At 67.1% G+C, this 16,639-nt stretch carries 16 protein-coding genes; 15 read left to right on the forward strand and 1 reads right to left on the reverse strand.

Features of this window, described 5'->3' with window-relative positions; genetic code table 11:
• The first annotated feature begins 127 nt into the window (after nt 1-127).
• On the forward strand, nt 128-583 hold the full coding sequence (locus QF206_RS09650; protein ID WP_281489005.1) for a nuclear transport factor 2 family protein: 456 nt from the start codon (nt 128-130) through the stop codon (nt 581-583).
• Here the strand turns inward: QF206_RS09650 and QF206_RS09655 are convergent.
• On the reverse strand, nt 564-2,948 hold the full coding sequence (locus tag QF206_RS09655; RefSeq protein WP_281489006.1) for a LuxR C-terminal-related transcriptional regulator: 2,385 nt from the start codon (nt 2,946-2,948) through the stop codon (nt 564-566). The two genes, QF206_RS09650 and QF206_RS09655, sit on opposite strands and share 20 nt — an antisense overlap.
• Nucleotides 2,949-3,120: 172 nt before the next feature.
• On the opposite strand from QF206_RS09655, the gene QF206_RS09660 reads away from it, so the two are divergent.
• The 14 genes from QF206_RS09660 (at nt 3,121) to QF206_RS09725 (ending at nt 16,527) form a co-directional block, all read left to right on the forward strand.
• The gene (locus QF206_RS09660; RefSeq protein ID WP_281489007.1) at nt 3,121-4,326 is read left to right on the forward strand and encodes an acyl-CoA dehydrogenase family protein; all 1,206 of its coding nucleotides are present in this window, start codon (nt 3,121-3,123) and stop codon (nt 4,324-4,326) included.
• A gap of 7 nt (nt 4,327-4,333) precedes the next feature.
• Nucleotides 4,334-5,554, forward strand: coding sequence for a flavin reductase (locus tag QF206_RS09665; RefSeq protein WP_281489008.1), 1,221 nt, complete (start codon nt 4,334-4,336; stop codon nt 5,552-5,554).
• Between the two features lie 30 nt (nt 5,555-5,584).
• Nucleotides 5,585-6,568, forward strand: a complete 984-nt coding sequence (locus QF206_RS09670; RefSeq protein ID WP_281489009.1) for an ABC transporter substrate-binding protein — start codon at nt 5,585-5,587, stop codon at nt 6,566-6,568.
• 109 nt (nt 6,569-6,677) lie between these two features.
• Nucleotides 6,678-7,430: an ABC transporter permease gene (locus QF206_RS09675; protein ID WP_281489010.1), complete on the forward strand. Its 753-nt coding sequence runs from the start codon at nt 6,678-6,680 to the stop codon at nt 7,428-7,430.
• A complete protein-coding gene (locus tag QF206_RS09680) occupies nt 7,427-8,257 on the forward strand; it encodes an ABC transporter permease (RefSeq protein ID WP_281489011.1) in 831 nt (276 codons plus the stop codon). Before QF206_RS09675 ends, QF206_RS09680 begins: the two co-directional genes overlap by 4 nt.
• Nucleotides 8,254-9,063 carry an ABC transporter ATP-binding protein gene (locus QF206_RS09685; protein WP_281489012.1) on the forward strand — a complete coding sequence of 270 codons (810 nt, stop codon included), beginning with the start codon at nt 8,254-8,256 and terminating at the stop codon, nt 9,061-9,063. Before QF206_RS09680 ends, QF206_RS09685 begins: the two co-directional genes overlap by 4 nt.
• A gap of 148 nt (nt 9,064-9,211) precedes the next feature.
• Entirely contained in the window at nt 9,212-10,093 is an 882-nt protein-coding gene (locus QF206_RS09690; protein ID WP_281489013.1) for a VOC family protein, read from the forward strand.
• A 5-nt stretch (nt 10,094-10,098) separates the two neighbouring features.
• Nucleotides 10,099-11,292, forward strand: a complete 1,194-nt coding sequence (locus tag QF206_RS09695; protein ID WP_281489014.1) for an MFS transporter — start codon at nt 10,099-10,101, stop codon at nt 11,290-11,292.
• 60 nt (nt 11,293-11,352) lie between these two features.
• Nucleotides 11,353-12,207, forward strand: coding sequence for a fumarylacetoacetate hydrolase family protein (locus tag QF206_RS09700; protein ID WP_281489015.1), 855 nt, complete (start codon nt 11,353-11,355; stop codon nt 12,205-12,207).
• A gap of 197 nt (nt 12,208-12,404) precedes the next feature.
• Nucleotides 12,405-13,163 carry a GntR family transcriptional regulator gene (locus QF206_RS09705; protein ID WP_281489016.1) on the forward strand — a complete coding sequence of 253 codons (759 nt, stop codon included), beginning with the start codon at nt 12,405-12,407 and terminating at the stop codon, nt 13,161-13,163.
• Between the two features lie 59 nt (nt 13,164-13,222).
• A complete protein-coding gene (locus QF206_RS09710; protein WP_281489017.1) occupies nt 13,223-13,699 on the forward strand; it encodes a VOC family protein in 477 nt (158 codons plus the stop codon).
• Nucleotides 13,696-14,481 (forward strand): ATP-binding cassette domain-containing protein, encoded by a 786-nt coding sequence (locus QF206_RS09715; protein ID WP_281489018.1) that lies wholly within the window; start codon nt 13,696-13,698, stop codon nt 14,479-14,481. The genes QF206_RS09710 and QF206_RS09715 overlap by 4 nt, the downstream gene beginning before the upstream one ends.
• The gene (locus tag QF206_RS09720; protein ID WP_281489019.1) at nt 14,478-15,482 is read left to right on the forward strand and encodes an ABC transporter permease; all 1,005 of its coding nucleotides are present in this window, start codon (nt 14,478-14,480) and stop codon (nt 15,480-15,482) included. Before QF206_RS09715 ends, QF206_RS09720 begins: the two co-directional genes overlap by 4 nt.
• Nucleotides 15,483-15,531: 49 nt before the next feature.
• Nucleotides 15,532-16,527, forward strand: coding sequence for an ABC transporter substrate-binding protein (locus tag QF206_RS09725; protein WP_281489020.1), 996 nt, complete (start codon nt 15,532-15,534; stop codon nt 16,525-16,527).
• The last annotated feature ends 112 nt before the right edge of the window (nt 16,528-16,639 follow it).

Below are 16,639 nucleotides of genomic sequence, written 5' to 3' on the forward strand. Positions count from 1 at the left end.
CTGTGAAGTTCCCGAGTCGTCCGCAGCCAAGATCCCCAATTCCTGTGACGCACAGCGAGGGCCTCGTTCCTAGCGTGAAGAGTCAGCACCCCTGACCGGGGCGCTCTTGAGCAAGGAGGAGAAACGGATGTGGGAGCACAGCGAGTTCGAGCAGAACACCGGCCGCGGCGCAGTGGACCAGGCGACCAGGCACGAAATCGCCGACCTCGTGGCCGAGTTCAACTGGAAGTTGGACGCGGGCCGGCCTGAAGGATTCGCAGCGTTGTTCACTGAGGACGGCGTGTTCGCAGCCGCGGGGAAAGAGCACCGAGGAGGGGAAGCGCTGCAGGCCTTCGCCGATGCGCGCACCGCACAGGACAAGCTCTCGCGCACGTTCTTCGGCCAGCATCAGTTGCGCCGGGTGAGCGATGACGAGATCGAGGGCGTGCTGCCCAACATTCTCTTCATGGGCCCCGGGCAAGCACCGCGCACGCCTGACGTGTTCGCGGTCGCGGAGTACCACGACACCTACCGTCGCGTGGACGGGCGCTGGCTCATCGCGGAGCGCCGATCGGTGCAGGTCTTCAGTCGCCCGAAACCGTGAGCTGCTGCGGCTGAGCGTGGAGGCCGTGCCGGATGGCGTACGCGGTCGCTTCCGCCCGCCCTCGGGCACCGATCTTCCTGTACAGGTTGGTGATGTGACGACCGACGGTGTCGATGCTGATCACAAGGCGGTTTGCGATCGCGCGGCTCGTCATGCCGGCCGCCACGAGTGAGAGGATCTCGATCTCACGGGCCGTGAGACCGTCGGGCCGGGGTCCCGGGTGGAGCGGCTCTGCTCGTGCTCCGCGCTCGGCCAGCTCTGACAAGACGAGCGGGACTTTCTGCAGCACTGGCGTCGGAGGCCAGGCGGCTGCCCCGGTGATCGCCATGCTGATCGCGCGCGGCAGTTCCGACTCGCTGTCAGGGACGCGATTCGGCGAGCACGCTTCCACCCAGCCGCGAAGGTCCAGTTGCTCGCGCAGTTCCACCGCGTAGGCCGAGCAGAGCCGTGCGGTCTCCGGCGCACTCAGCGCCCGCATGGTGTCGCGCAGGCCCTCGAGGCACCACACGGCCCGCGCCTTGAGGCCGAGATCCACCGCGATCCTGAGACTGTCCAGGAATCGATGCGTGGCCTTCGCTGCATTTCCGAGAGACAGCTGGCTTAGCCCGAGCAGATTCAGATACGCCGACTCATGGAACCGATCGCCGACGGCCCGGATCTCTGCCAACCCCCGCTCCAGCACGAGGCGGGCCTGCTCGTACTCCCCATCGTCGAGGAGCATGCGCCCCAGATGTTCGAGCGGCAGGCTCGCGAACCCGACATCGCCAAGCGCTTGCAACGCGGATGACGCGGCGTTGAGATTCGCCCGTGCGAACTCTGTCTGGCCGGGTACGTCTGCCGCCAACGCACCGAGCTGTGCTTGAGCGCGGGCGAGCGACCACTCGTCACCCAACTCCGCGTAGATCTCGATCGCCTCGGTCAGTGCCGCGCGCGCGGCATCCCAGCCGTCCACTTCGAACGCCGCGGGGGAGAACGCGACGAGCGCCTCCGCGAGGCGGTCACGGTGGTCCGTCTTTCGCCATGCCTGGATGGCTTGGACGAACCGCTCGTGAGCGTTCGTGTATGAGGTGAGTTGCGCCTTGAAGATGGCAGCCGCGATCGCGAGACGAGCCGCGGATGCGTGTGCAAGCGCCCCCCGTTGTTCGATCTCCTCGATGTACGACAGCGCTTCGGTGTGGTGATTCCGGTGCACCCAGAATCGTTGCAGCAGGTCCACGATTTCAGCCGCGTCGTCGACCCGCCCGCCGTCGCGGTCGCTCTCGATGAAGCTGATGAGGTTGGCATGCTCAGCTTCGAGCAACTCGGCAGTGCGGTCCCATGCGGGGCCGCGAAGCGCCGAAAGTTCGCGACAGTTCTCGATCGTCGACTCGCGCAGGGTCTCGACGAGCGCCCGTGACGGCTGAGGAGAGCGCGGCTCAATGAAGAACTCTCGGTAGAACGGAGGGAGCTCGAAGCGAGTCAAGGTGCCGCTGGAGTTCGTCCGGGCGTTGAGCAGCCCGGCACCGACGAGCGACGACAGCAGCGGCATGGGGTTCGTGCCATGGCTTCCCAGCCCGGGCAGCCCACGCGCTCGGAGGGTGCGCAACGAGCACCCCGCAGGGAACTGCGCAATGGCGCGAAGCAGTTCGAGCTCGTCGGCGGCAATAACCGCGAGTCCCGACGATATGCTCGCCCGCAACGACGTGGACGGATCGTCCGACTCGACGAACCCCGCATCAAGGAAGTCGAGCGGGAAGCGCAGCTCGTCGAGCATGGCAGGCACGGGCAGTAGCGACGTCTGCAATGCGGCGATATGGAGTGCGAGCGGCAGCCCCTTCAATCGAGCGCAGAGTTCCCCCACGGCCGACAAGGTGGCCCGGTCGGGCTCGAAAGCTCGGGCCACCGTGGTGGCGCGGTCGACGAACATCGCAGCAGCAGGGTTGCTGTCGAGCCACTCCTCGGCGGATTGCGTCGCCGAGAGGGCGCAAGGAACCGCGAGCGGGTGCAGAGCCACGGGCCGTTCCGCAGGGAGCCCGATCAGCGTGCGCGATGCGGCGATGATTGAGAGGTTGGGCTCGCGGTCGAGCAATCGACGCACTGTGGATGCCGCCGCGCTACTGCCCGGTTCGACGTCCAGCACGATCACGCTCGGTGAGGCTTCAGCCTTCGGCAGCAGTCGCGCCGGCTCTGTCGAGTCGGCGCCGGAATCGGCAGCCAGCACGATGACTGCTTGGGGCTCGACGCCGAGCGCCTGGAGCGCTGCTCGAGCGAGTGCCGACTTGCCGACACCGGCCGAGCCGGTCACGGTCACCAACCGAACTCCGTCCCGCACGTGCCCGAGCACCCGTTCGAGCTCCTGCTGCCTGCCTCGGAACGGCCAATCCATGCGTTCGCCCTTTCCACCGACTCCGTAGTCCCTGTGATGCCCAGTGTCACACGCCGTTTCGCGATACCGGGGGGTGGCGGGGCCAAGATGCGGAGTTCCTGTGATTCCGCGGTGGCCGAGGCCCAGCGACGCTGAATGACAGCGACTTCAGTGATGAAAGTGAGGAGCGCATATGACCACCGCCACAGCGCAGCCGGCGACTCGCTGGCCGGCCCAGCGGGAGCAGCGTCGTGAGCACGCGCTCGCCCAGGTTGAACGCATCAAGGACCGAATCGAGGCCGGTGTTGCCGAAGGGCAGCGCGAGGGACGGCTCGCGCCTGACGCGGTTGAGGCGCTGCGCGAGTCGGGCGTCTTCGGCATCATGACCCCGGACGATCTCGGGGGAAATGTCGTCGACCCCGTGACCGCGTTCGAGATCATCGAGGCGATCGGGCGACTCGACCCGAGCACTGCCTGGACGACGACGATCCTGCTCGAGGGCGCAGGCCAGCTCGCGACCCAGCTCGACCCCGAGCGCGCGAAGGAAGTGTTCAGCGGCCGGTTGCCGCTGAAGGCTGGCTCGCTTCGCCCAGGTGAGGCCGAACGCGTGGACGGCGGATATCTCGTCACCGGTCAATGGGACTTCGTCAGCGGTGTGCACTACGCCGACTTCGTCTCCGCGACGTTCCTTGTCGAGGGTGACGGCGGTACGGAACGACGCGCGGCACTTATTCCGACATCCGAGGTCGAGATCCTCGACTCCTGGCACGTGCTCGGCATGAAGGCGACCGGCTCCACCACCTTCCGCGTCGAGCGCACGTTCGTACCCGACGACATGATCTACAACCCCATGGGCCCAGTTCGGCGCGATGACACCCCCCTCGCAAAGCTCACCATGGTGCCTTACGTGCTGCAGATGCACCCAGGCATGGTCCTCGGTGCCGCGCGGCGTGCGCTCGACGAGATCTCTCGCATGGCCCCCACGAAGCGCCGGGGGAGCCGCATCAACCTCGGAGCGTCGACGAGCCTCGCCGAATCGAGCTGGTTCCAGCGGGAGCTCGGTCAGCTCGATGCGAGTGTGCTGGCGGCACGGGCGCTCGTGATGACCACCCTGTCCCGAGTCGACCAGCGGCTTCAGGCAGGCGACGGAATTGACCTGGAACTCATGGATGCCATGCAGTTGGCCTCATCGTACGCAGGGCAGACGGCCCAGCACGTGATCACCAGGGCGTTCCGCCATGCCGGCGCTGAGGCGATCGCGGAGAGCGGAGTGCTGCCGCGACTGCTGCGCGATATCAACACGGTGCTCGCGCATGGGGTGCTCGGCGAGATCGGCTTCGAGCTGCACGGCGAGTTCATGCTCGGCCTGCAGACGCTCGAGACGCGGCGGATGATCTAGGGCTGCCATGAAGACGCAGCAGCTCGATGCCATCCCGGCTCCCGCCCACGGTTTGAACCCGAACGACTTCCGCCGCGTGCTCGGACACTACCCGACCGGCGTCTGCGTGGTCACCGCCATGGACCCCGACGAAGGTCCGGTCGGCATGACCATCGGGTCGTTCAATTCGGTTTCGCTGGAGCCGCCGCTGGTGTCGTTCATGCCGATCAAGACGTCGAGCACGTTCGCTCGGATCCGTCGAGCCGGCAGCTTCTGTGTGAACGTCCTCAGCGCGGATCAGGGCGATGTGTGCCGGCGACTGGCGCGTCGCGATGCCGAGCGGTTCAACGGCATCCCGTGGCGTCTGTCACCGGCGATGGCGCCCGTGATCGACGGGTCCCTGGCGTGGATCGACTGCCGCATCGACGCGGTGCATGAGGCGGGCGACCACTACATCGTGCTGGGCGAGGTGACCGCGATGGACACTGCTGACAACCCGGGGGCGCCCCTGCTGTTCTTCCAAGGCGGGTACGGCCGCTTCAGCACCCTGACACTGACAGCGGTGGCCGACGACGAGCTCTCGGGCAGTCTTCTGCTCGCTGACGCCGCGCGTCCGTATATCGAGCAGCTCGCCTCGAAGTTCGAGGTGGAGTGTCATGCGACGGGAGTCGTTGGCGACCACCTGATCCAGGTCGCCTACTCGGGCGCGATGCGCCCGGGCGGCGACGTATCGAAGGTCGGTCTCAGGCTGCCGTTCCTTCCGCCGATGGGAGCGGTCTTCGTCGCCTGGGCGGGCGAGCGTGAGTTCGACGCGTGGCTCGATCGAGCGGGGGTCGAGATCGACGACTCGACGAGGACCACGCTGAGCTCGATGCTCGCCGACATCCGCCGTCAAGGCTGGGTCGGGACTCCGGCCGATGATCGCTTCAAGGCGGTTGAGCGCACGGTGCACGACATGGCTCGGGCAGGACAGCTTCCCGCTCTCGAACGTGCCCTCAAGACCGTGCTCGCCGAGATCGCGACCACGGCCGTCCCCGCACGAGAGACGGCCGGCGCCAAGGTGCACTCGCTCTCGGCTCCGGTGTTCAACCGCGACGGCCGCGTCGTGCTCGCACTCACGCTCAACTGGCTCGGCGAGACCGCACCGATCACTCCCGAGCACCTCGAGGCCCTGCTCACTGCGGCGGCAGAGGTGACCCGAACCATCGGCGGCGCGACACCCGCCGACTACGCCCCGACGATCCCGTAATCACCACCCCACACAGTAAGGATGAGTTCAATGAAGAATCTCAAGAGAACAGCGTTCGCCGGCCTCATCGTCGCCGGACTGTTCACCGCGACAGCCTGTGCTCAAGGGCCCGCGGACACTCCCGCAGGGCCTGATGACCCCGCCGAGGTGCGCTCGGTCAAGGTCATCGTCTCGACGATCGTCGACACCTCCCCGGTGTTCATCGCTGAAGATCGAGGGCTCTTCGAAGAGCGCGGTCTCGATGTCGAGATCACGGCCGCCCCGAACCCGGGCGCGCGCATCCCGTCGTTGGTGTCGGGAGCCGCCGCCTTCACGATGGTCGGTACGGCAGATGTGGTGCAAGCGGCATCCGCGGGCATCCAACTCCGCGTCACCGGCCAGACCGCGCAGACCACCGACGACCCGCAGCAGGACACCGGCAAGGTCTACGTCGCCGCTGACAGCGACATCAAGACCGCCGCGGACCTGAACGGACGCACTGTCGCGGTCGGCGGACTCGGCGGCGGCGGGGAGCTCTCGCTGCGTGCCGCGCTCGACATGGAGGGCGCCGACAGCAACCAGATCAAGTTCCTCGAAGTGCCCTTCGACAGCATGGTCAACGCGCTCGAGACCGGCCAGGTCGACGCGATCAGCGGCGTCTCGCCGTTCACCATCGCTGCCGAGGAAGCGGGCGCTCGCTGGCTCATGTCGCCAGGCGCGACCGCGATGCCGGGCGCTTCGCAGCAACTCGTGGTCACCACCGAGGAGTATCTCTCGGCCAACCAGGAGACCGTCGACCTCTTCATGGATGCCTTGAACGAGGCGATCGAGTACGCAGGGGAGAACCCCGACGCTGTGCGCGACATCCTGCCGAAGTTCAGCAAGACGCCGGCGGAACTCGCTCAGAAGATGGTGCTGCCGGTGTACACCCCCGACGTCACGGCGGAGAAGATCAAGAAGTGGTCAGACCTGATGTTCGAGTACGGGTTCATCAAGAACGAGATCGACGTCGACACGCTCCTGGCAGTGGACTGACATGCGCACTCCCACCATTCGAGAGGCGGCGGCCATGACGGCCGCCGCCGGGCGGGAGCGGTCGGGGGGCGCGGCTCGCCGCGCTCCCCACCGGCGCACCCGCGGCAGGATGAGCAGCATCATCACGGTGATCGCGGCGCTCGCTGCCTGGGAGGTGAGCAGCCGTCTCGGCATCCTGCCGAACTCGGTCTTCCCGTCGATGTCGCAGACAGCAACCCGGCTCGGCGAGTTGCTCATCGACCCCCTGTTCTGGGCCGCCTTCGTCGAGACCGTGGTCAGCTGGATCGTCGGCGTGCTGATCGCGGCTGCCATCGGCATACCGGTCGGCATGGTGCTCGGCCGCGTCGCCTTCGCCTACCGGTCTACTCGACTGCTCGTCGACTTCCTGCGGACCATCCCGTCGATCGCGGTGATCCCGCTGATCACGCTGCTATTCGGCGCGACGATGCAGATGAAGATCATCCTCATCGTCTACGGGGCCGTGTGGCCCCTCGTGCTGCAGATGATCTACGGCGTGCGAGACACCGACAAAGTGCTCGTCGACACCGTGCACTCCTACAAGGTTTCGAAATGGCGAGCCGCCGCGAGCGTGCTCTTTCCTTCCGCGCTCCCGTACCTCGTGACCGGGATGCGCATCTCCATCGTCGTGGGCCTGCTGCTCGCCATCTCCGCAGAGATGCTCGGCTCGGCCCCGGGGATCGGGCTCGAGCTCGCGCTCGCCCAGACCGGAGGCGATCTGAGCCTCACCTACGCGTACATCGTCTTCATCGGGTTGGTCGCCGTGCTGGTCGACATCCTGCTGCGCCGCCTCTCTCGCGTCGTGCTGTTCTGGCACGCGTCGGTCAGGGAGGAGAAGCCATGAGCACTGAAGCCATCGTCACTGCCACGAGAGCCCGCGCAGGCAAGACGCCCAAGCGCCGCGCCCTCACGATCATCACGGAGATCTGGCTGCCGATCCTGCTCTTCGCGATCTGGTGGTTCGCGAGCGCAGACAGCACCTCCATCTACTTCCCGTCGCTGCAATCCATTCTCGAGGCGCTCGGCGAGATGCTGACCCAGCGGTTCGCGTCCGACATCGTCCCGAGTCTGCAGAACCTCGGAATGGGCCTCCTGATCGCCATCGTCTCGGGCATCGCCATCGGTGCGCTGCTCGGCTTGAGTCCCGGGCTCTACCGCGCGTTCCAGCCTCTGCTCGAGTTCATGCGCGCGATCCCGGGCGTTGCGCTCCTTCCCGTCATGCTGGTCATCTTCGGCATCGGATCGTCGATGAAGATCGCGGTCATCGCCTTCGGCGCGTTCTGGCCGATCATGATGAATACGGTCGACGGCGTGCTGAGCGTGGACGGCATGACCCGCGAAGTGTCGAAGTCATACCGCCTGAGTCGGTTCGATCACGTGCTCAGAGTCGTGCTGCCGGCGGCATCCCCGCAGATCATCTCCGGGATGCGGCTCAGCGTCTCGTTGAGCGTCATCCTCATCGTCGCGAGCGAGTACATCGCCTCGACCGAGGGCATCGGCTACATCGAACTCATGTCAGCGCGCATGTACCAGATGGACACCATGTGGGCGTCCTTGCTGCTGCTCGGCGTGCTCGGATACGTCGCGAATGTGCTGTTCCGCTACGTCGAGCACGTTGTACTGCGCTGGCACCGCGGCGTTCGCGGCAATACCCAAGGAGGGCAAGGATGACGCAACTCACCGTCGAGAAAGAGCAACTCGTGAGGCCCGCGCTGACCGTGAGCGGAATCTCGAAGACCTACGGCACTGGCGCGGAGGCACGGCAGATCCTGGGCGACATAACGTTCGAGGCCTATGACAACGAGACGGTCAGCATCGTGGGGCCGTCGGGCGCCGGCAAGACGACACTGCTCCGATGCCTGGCAGGTCTCCTCGAGCCCACGAGCGGCACTGTGCATTTGCGTGACCAGCTCGTCACTTCGCCGCCTGAGCAGCTCGCGGTCGTGTTCCAGGACTACAGCCGTTCACTGATGCCGTGGCTCACCGTGCAGGCGAACGTGGAACTGCCGCTCCGGGGCAAGGCGGGACTGACCAAGACAGAGCGCCACGAGCGGGCTCGCGAGTCGCTGGAGAGCGTCGGACTGGGTTCGAGCGGCAAGCTCTACCCGTGGCAGCTCTCGGGCGGGATGCAGCAGCGGGTCGCCATTGCGCGTGCGCTCGCCTATCAACCGACGGTGCTCCTGATGGATGAGCCGTTCGCGTCTGTCGACGCTCAGACCCGGTCTGACCTCGAAGATCTCACGCACCGGATCAAAGCTCGGTACAACATGACGATCCTGCTCGTCACGCACGACATCGAGGAGTCGGTGTACCTCGGCGACCGGGTCATCGTGATGTCAGGCACGCCGACGACGGTCACTGAGATCGTGCCGGTCGACATCCCTTATCCGCGTGATCAGATCACGACGAAGTCGACGCGTGAGTTCGCCGAACTGCGCGCGCACGTGCTGAGCCAGATTCGTACGACCACCGGCTGACGGGCGCGACGCGGGGCGTGAGGCGCGGTTGCAGGTCTGCAAGCGGGCCCATCGCGATCGACGTCCTGTGGCCGACGACGCACCTCGCCGCGGCCGCGAACGAGCACGAATAGCACCAGCAGAAAAGCCAATCCGAAGGAGCGACGCCATGTCGTGGGGACTCATCAGCGAGATGGGACATGTCAGCATCCAGACCCGGAATCTGGAGGCATCCGTGTTCGACGCCACCCAGCTGCTCGGCCTGCGCGAGACGGCCCGCAACGGGGGCACCGCGTACCTTGCGGCCGGGCGCGTGCATCACGAGCTCGTGTACGTCGAGTCAGATCTTGACGCGCTCGACGGGTTCGGGCTCATCGCGCGCGACGGAGACGCCCTGCTCGAGTTGCGCCGCAGGGTCGACGAAGAAGGCTTCACCATCGTGAGCGATCGCCCGCGGTTCGATGCCACCGAAGATGGCTTCTCGTTCATCGGTCCCGAGGACTTCGTGTTCGATATCGCTCTCGGGGTTCAGCATGATCGCCCAGCGGCGGGCGGGTTCGGGCCCGACCGGTACGGCCACATCAACTTCCACCCGCGAGATGTCGGAGGCATGATGCGCTTCCTGCGGCGGGTGCTCGACTTCCGGCTCTCCGACACCATCGGTGACGACTTCGCCTACTTCATGCGCTGCAACTCCGACCATCACGGCATCGCGCTCATCCGGGGCGAAGGAACGCTCCACCACCACGCATGGCAGGCGCAGAGCGTGGCAGACCTCGCCAAGCTCGGTGACCGCCTGCATCTCGCCGGGCGTGAACTGATCTGGGGTCCGGTTCGGCACGGCGCCGGTCACAACATCGCGGCATACTTCGTGGAGGCGAGCGGCGCGGTGGTCGAGCTCTATACCGATCTCGAGCAGATCTACGACGACAACCGGCCTCCGATCGAGTGGGGGCCCGATGACAACTGGTGGAACATGTGGAGCTCATATCGACCGCTCGAGTTCCGGCAGCACGGCATCGCACCAGTGCCCGCGGCGCGGCTGAAATGAGACGGATGCTGGAACGCCCCGACCCGCGAATGGCAAGCCGCGAGACCGACGGTCGCCTGATCCTCGGGCTGATCGCAGCGGCCCTGGTCGGGTTGAACCTGCGCCCTGCGATCACCTCGGTCGCCGCCCTGCTCGACACCATCGCCGAACACCAACAGCTGACGACTGTCGAAGTGGTGCTGCTCTCTTCGCTGCCGATCGCGTCGTTCGGCGTGACGGCGCCACTCGTTCCGGTGGTCATGAGAAGGCTCGGAGTCGAGACCACGCTGTTCGCTGCGATGGTCGTGCTCTCGCTCTCCCTCTGGCTTCGCGCGAGTGTTGACGTTCTGCTGCTGCCCGCGACCTTCACCGGCGGGGTGGCCATCATGTTCGGCAGTGTGCTGATCCCGCCGTTCTTGCGCTCGATCGCGGCATCCCCGTTCTGGATCGGCGTGACGACGACCATGTTCGGCATCGGTGCGGCCACGGGCGCCTGGATCGCCATTCCCGTCTACAAACTCGCAGGGAACGAGCTCACGCCCGCGCTCGGGATGTGGTCGATCTCGGCACTCGTCGCAGCGCTCGGGATGCTCGTGGTGGTCGTCCGCGAGCGAGGCCGCCGTACGAGCTTGCCATTGCGGGCTGCACCGCCTGTCACCGACGCGAGCCGCACATGGCGCCTCAACATCTCGGTGGTCGCGACCTTCGCTCTCATGGCGATGGTGTACGCGACAGTGATCGCATGGTTGCCTGTGATGCTCCAGTCGCAAGGAGTGGATGCCGCGGATGCCGGCGCCCTGCTCGCCTGGTTCAACGTCGCCGGATTCCTACCCACGATGCTGCTCGGCACTATCGCGAAGCGCCCTCGCCTGCTCCTCGGCTCGGCGATCGCGGGCGGAGTGCTGCTCGCCGCAGCGATGGCCGGATTCACGCTCGGGCAGCCTTCACTGGCGTGGCTGCTCGTGACGGTCATCGGAGTGGCTGAGACGGGGATCTTCGGCATCTCGATGTACCTGCTCGTGCGCAATGAGCGCCCTGGCTCGAGCGTGCTCTCTGCCACGAGTCAGGGGGTGGGCTACGTGCTCGGCGCGTCCGTCTCCGCGCTCGCGGGAGCCCTGCAATCGTGGTCAGGCGACTGGAACTTCTCGCTCTGGCTGCTGTGCGCGATCTCGCTCGCGCTCGCCGTGTGCGCTGGCCGTGCCGTGCGCACCTCACGCTAACGGAGCCGCCGCGCCGCGGCATCCGCATCACTACGAATCACCATGACGACAGGAGAACCGATGAGATTCGCCAGCTTCACCACCCCCGATGGTTCCGACACTTGGGGTGCAGCCGTAGACGGCGCGCTCTACGACCTCGGACCGAGCGGCGCCAACCTCGCTGACTCGCTGAAGGACGCGATCGCGGAGGGCCTGCTCGACCACGAGCGCATCAGCCTGCAGACGTTGCCGGCGATTCCCGAGCGCGACGTCGCGTTCCTGCCGGTGATCCCCGACCCGGCGAAGATCCTCTGCATCGGCGTGAACTACAAGACCCACCGCGAAGAGACCGGTCGCGCAGAGGTCAGCGCCCCGACGGTGTTCACCAGGTTCGCCGACACGCTCCTCGGGCATGACCAGCCGACGATCCGGCCCGCCACCACGGAGCAGTTCGATTTCGAAGGCGAGCTCGCCATCATCATCGGCTCACCCGCCCACAAGGTGAGCGAGGCTGATGCCTGGCGCCACATCGCGGGCATGGCCGCGTTCAATGACTTCAGTGTGCGTGACTGGCAGCGAGCGACCACGCAGTGGACTCCCGGGAAGAACTTCCCTGCGACCGGCGCATTCGGTCCGTATTTCGTGCCGGTGGCAGACGTCGATGACTTCGACGGTCTGCGCCTTGAGACGCGGGTCAACGGCGAGACACGGCAGTCGGCGCTGCTCGGCGACCTCATCTTCACGGTGCCCCAACTGGTGGCGCATGTGACCGGCTTCACCGCTCTGCGACCCGGCGATGTGATCGTGACGGGAACGCCTGGCGGTGTCGGCCTCTTCAGCGATCCGCCGCGCATGCTGATCGACGGCGACGTCGTCGAGGTCGAGATCGGAGAGCTCGGGGTGCTGCGGAACGTCGTGCAGCAAGAGGTCGCGTAGCCGCGGGATCCGCAGCCCGCCCGCGAGCCGGGCGAGCCGCTCGCCGGCTCCCCGCCCAGCCCGACCAGCCAGGCTCACCCCGGCCGACGACAGGCTCACACGACCCCGGGAACCGCACGCGACACTAGCGTGTTGACCCGGGGTCGTCATTCTTGTAACTTGAACGGACAACTGGTCAACCGATGGAGATTGACACCATGCGACTGAGTCTGGACCGCACGAACGGGGGCTTCCCGCTCTACGTGCAGCTTGCCGACGCGTTGCAGGCGCTCATCGCAGACCAGCGAATGGCCCCCGGCGACCTGCTCCCCAGCGAGAATGTGCTGGCCTCGCACAACGGCGTCTCGCGGGCCACGGTGATCAAGGCCTTCGATCTGCTGATCGAGCGCGGTCGGGTCGTTCGCAGCCAGGGTCGCGGCAGCTTCGTCAGCAGCCCCCCGATGGAGCGCGCCCTGCCAGAGCTCACCGGCTTCAGCGAGCACATCGAGAGCCTGGGTCTCGTGCCCGGCAACCGGCTGCTCGGCTACAGCGAGTTCGCCCCCGGCGACGCCGGTCGCCCCGAGTCGCCGTTCGGGCGCGAGGAGCGCATCGTCGTCGTCGAGCGGCTGCGCTCGGTCGACGGCACCCCGGTCGGCCTGCACCGCACCGTGGTCTCGGCGCGCCTCGCGACCGAGATCGGACTCACCGCCGAGCGCGCCGCGACGCCCGGGTTCTCGTTCTACGACCTCTTGCGCCGGCACGGTCTCGCGGTAGAGGCGGGCGAAGAGACCCTCCGAGCGATCAACGCCGATGCCCGGGATGCCGGCCTGCTCGAAGTCGAGCCGGGCGCCGCGCTCATGGAGGCGGTGCGCGAGTCGCGTGGTCCGAGCGGCACGCTCATCGAGTTCGCGCATGCCCGCTATCTCGGCTCGCATTACCGCTACACCGTGAGGCTTGCCCCCGAAGCGCTCGGCTGAGCGCCCGGACGGCGCGTGACCGCGCAGATCTCGACGTCGAGAAGGAAGAGAACCACCCGATGCACGCCCCTGACCCCTCTGCCGCTCCGCGCGGTCACTCGATCACGATCGTCACGCTCGGCGTGACCGACCTCCAGCGCTCGATCGACTTCTACACGGCGCTCGGCTGGCCGGTGTCGCCGGCATCCGATCCGGCCATGTGCACCTTCGTGCTCACCCCGAGCACCGTGCTCGGGCTCGTGCCGACCGGCATCCTCGAGGGCGATTCGGGCCTGCGCACCGCCGCGCGTGCCCCGGGCGAGTTCGGCGGCGTGACGCTCGCGGTCAACGGCCACGACGAGGCCGACGTCGACGCGATCCTGGCGCGCGCGGTCACCGCGGGCGCGACCCTGCACAAGGCGGCCTCGTTGCAGGACTGGGGCGGATACCCCGGGTACTCCGGCTACTTCCTCGACCCCGACGGGCATCCGTGGGAGGTCGCGTACGCGCCGTTCATCGAGATCCTCGACAACGGCAACCTGAAGCTGCCGGCATGACGGCGGCGGTCGATCGGATGAGCGAGTACCTCATCGAGACCCGTGACCTCGCGGTGTCGTTCGGTCACGTGCACGCCCTGCGCGGGGTGAACCTGCGACTGCGACCCGGCCGCATCACGGCGCTGGTCGGCGACAACGGCGCCGGCAAGAGCACGCTCGTGAAGGTGCTCTCGGGCGTGCAGCGTCCGACGAGCGGCTCGATTCTGCTCGAGGGGCGTGAGCACAGCTTCACGAAGCCGGCCGATGCGCACGCCGCCGGCATCGAGGTGGTCTACCAAGACCTCGCCGTCGCCCCAGACATGAGCTCGGTCGAGAACCTGTTCCTCGGCCGGTACCTGCGCAAGCCCGGCCTTCTCGGGCGGCTCGGCGTGATCGACCGCAAGCGCATGCGCCACGAGGCGCAAGCCGCGTTCGACGCGCTCGGCATGACGGTGCAAGACATCGACAAACCCGTGATCGGGCTCTCGGGCGGTCAACGGCAGGGTGTGGCAGTCTGCCGCGCATCGATCTGGGCGTCGCGACTGGTCATCTTCGACGAGCCGACCGCGGCCCTCGGCGTGGTGCAGACCGAGAAGGTCGTCGCGCTCATCCGCGGCATCCGGGCGCGCGGCATCGCGGTGCTCGTCATCAGCCACGACCTGCCGCAGGTGCTCGAGATCGCCGACGACATCGTCGTGCTTCGCCAGGGGCGGGATGCCGCCGAGCTCGACCCTGCGTCATCGAGCGTGCGCGAGCTCGTCGACTACATGACGGGCGCGAAAGAAGGAGGCCGCGCGGCATGAACGAGACGACTACCCTCGCTCGCCCCGGCACGGGCCGCACGCGCAGCAGCGTGAAGGATCGGCTCTGGTCGCCGCAGATGCTGCTGCTCGGCGTGCTCGTGCTGCTGTGCGCCGTGTTCACAGCCGCCGACTCCGAGTCGTTCGCGAACGCAATGAACTGGCGCAACATCCTGCTCGACGTGAGCGTGCTCACGGTGCTCGCGGTCGGGGCGACGCTGATTCTCGCCATGGCCGACTTCGACCTCTCGATCGGCTCGGTGCTCGTGCTCTCGGGCGTGGTCAGCGCCCTGACGATGAGCGCCCTCGGTGACTCGGCGGGGTCGCTGCTGCTCGGGCTCGTGGTCGGTGTGCTCACCGGCGCCGCCTGCGGGGCGGCATCCGGAATCGTGGTCGCACGCTTCGGCGTGCCGTCGATCATCGTCACGCTCGGCATGCTCGGCGTGGCGCAGGGCATCGCGCTGCTGCTCACGAACGGCGTCGATGTGCGCAACGTGCCGCGCTCGCTCGTGATGGGCCTCGGCAACGGCAATGCGTTCTCGAACATCCCATGGCTCGCCGTGATCGCCGCCGTGATCGCGATCGTCATCGGCATGATGCTCAGGCACACCGTGTTCGGCCGCAACACGATCGCGATCGGGTCGAGCCTCGAGGCGCTGCGCCGGTCGGGCACGAGCGTCGTCGCGCAGAAAATCGCGGTGTTCGCGCTCGCCGGAGCGCTCTACGGGCTCGCCGGGTACCTCTCTCTCGCGCGCTTCTCGACCACGACGATCGCCGGTCACGGCTCCGACATGCTTGATGCATACACCGCAGTGATTCTCGGCGGCAATAGCCCGTTTGGCGGCATGGGCTCCGTTCTCGGATCGGTGATCGGCGTGTTCATTCCCGTCGTGCTGCGAAACGGGTTCGTCATCGTCGATGTGCAGCCGTTCTGGCAGCAGATCGTAGTCGGCACGATCCTCGTCGCCGCGGTGTACCTGCACCGCGCGCGCCGCCGTGGTTGAGCTGCCCCTTGGTCCTCGCACCACCAACCATTTCCTGCAAGGAGAACGCATGAAAAAGCAGTACACCGTCGTACTCGGCATCGCCTCGCTGAGCGCCCTCGTGCTGGCAGGGTGCGCCTCGACGGCGCCCGGCAACACGGCTGGCGAGAGCGACGATTCGCTCGAAATGACACTTATCACAGGCAGCGGAGGCCCTTACTACGAGGCGCTTTCCTGCGGCGCCAAGAAGGCGGCGACCGAGCTCGGCATCGAGCTGAGCGTGCAGTTCCCGCCCGCGTGGGACCCGATCGAGAGCACCTCGCTGCTCAACGCCGCCACCTCGACCAAGCCTGACGCGATCGTGGTCGTGCCGACCGACCAGACCGTACTCGTGGCCCCCATCCAGCAGGCGGTGGATGCCGGCATCACCGTCGTCACGGTCGACCAGACGCTCGACGAGGCGGACGCCCACCTCGTCGCCTCAGCGGTCGCGACCGACAACGAGGTGGCGGGTGCCGAGGCGGCCGACGTCATGGCCGAGCTCATCGGCGGCAAGGGCACGGTGCTCGTCGACGGCGCCGCACCCGGTTCGAGCGCCGCCGACCAGCGCACCAATGGTTTCCTCGAGCGCATGGCGTCGGAGCACCCGCAGGTGAACGTGCTCGAAGTGCAGTACTCGAACTCCGACCCCGCGAAGGCGACGCAGATCGTCAACGCCGCGCTCGCAGCCAACTCCGACCTCGCCGGCGTGTACGTCGTCTACCAAGACGGCGTGATCGGTGCGGGAACCGCCCTGCGCGCCTCAGAGCGCGGCGGCGAGATCGTGCTCGTCGGCTTCGACACCGCGCCCGCTGAGGTCGAGCTGCTCGAAGAGGGCCTCGCGTCAGCGCTCATCGCGCAGCAGCCCGCCGTCATGGGCTACGACGCGGTCGTCGAGGCGCATGCGGCACTCACCGACGGTGCGGTGCAGCACATGAAGCAGACCCCGATCAAGGTCGTCACCAAAGACAACCTGGGCGAGGCCGATGTAAAGACGCTGCTCTCGGCCAGCGCCTCCTCGTGCTGAGTCTCTGAGCCCCGGCAGGCGCCGGCCGTGTCACGATGCGCAGAGCGGATTGTGGCGACGGCCGGCGCCTGCTGCATTCGTCCGGCTGACGGTGCTGAGGGTGCTGGAGGCT

This window comes from Ruicaihuangia caeni (assembly GCF_029952955.1).
Lineage (GTDB): Bacteria > Actinomycetota > Actinomycetes > Actinomycetales > Microbacteriaceae > Ruicaihuangia > Ruicaihuangia caeni.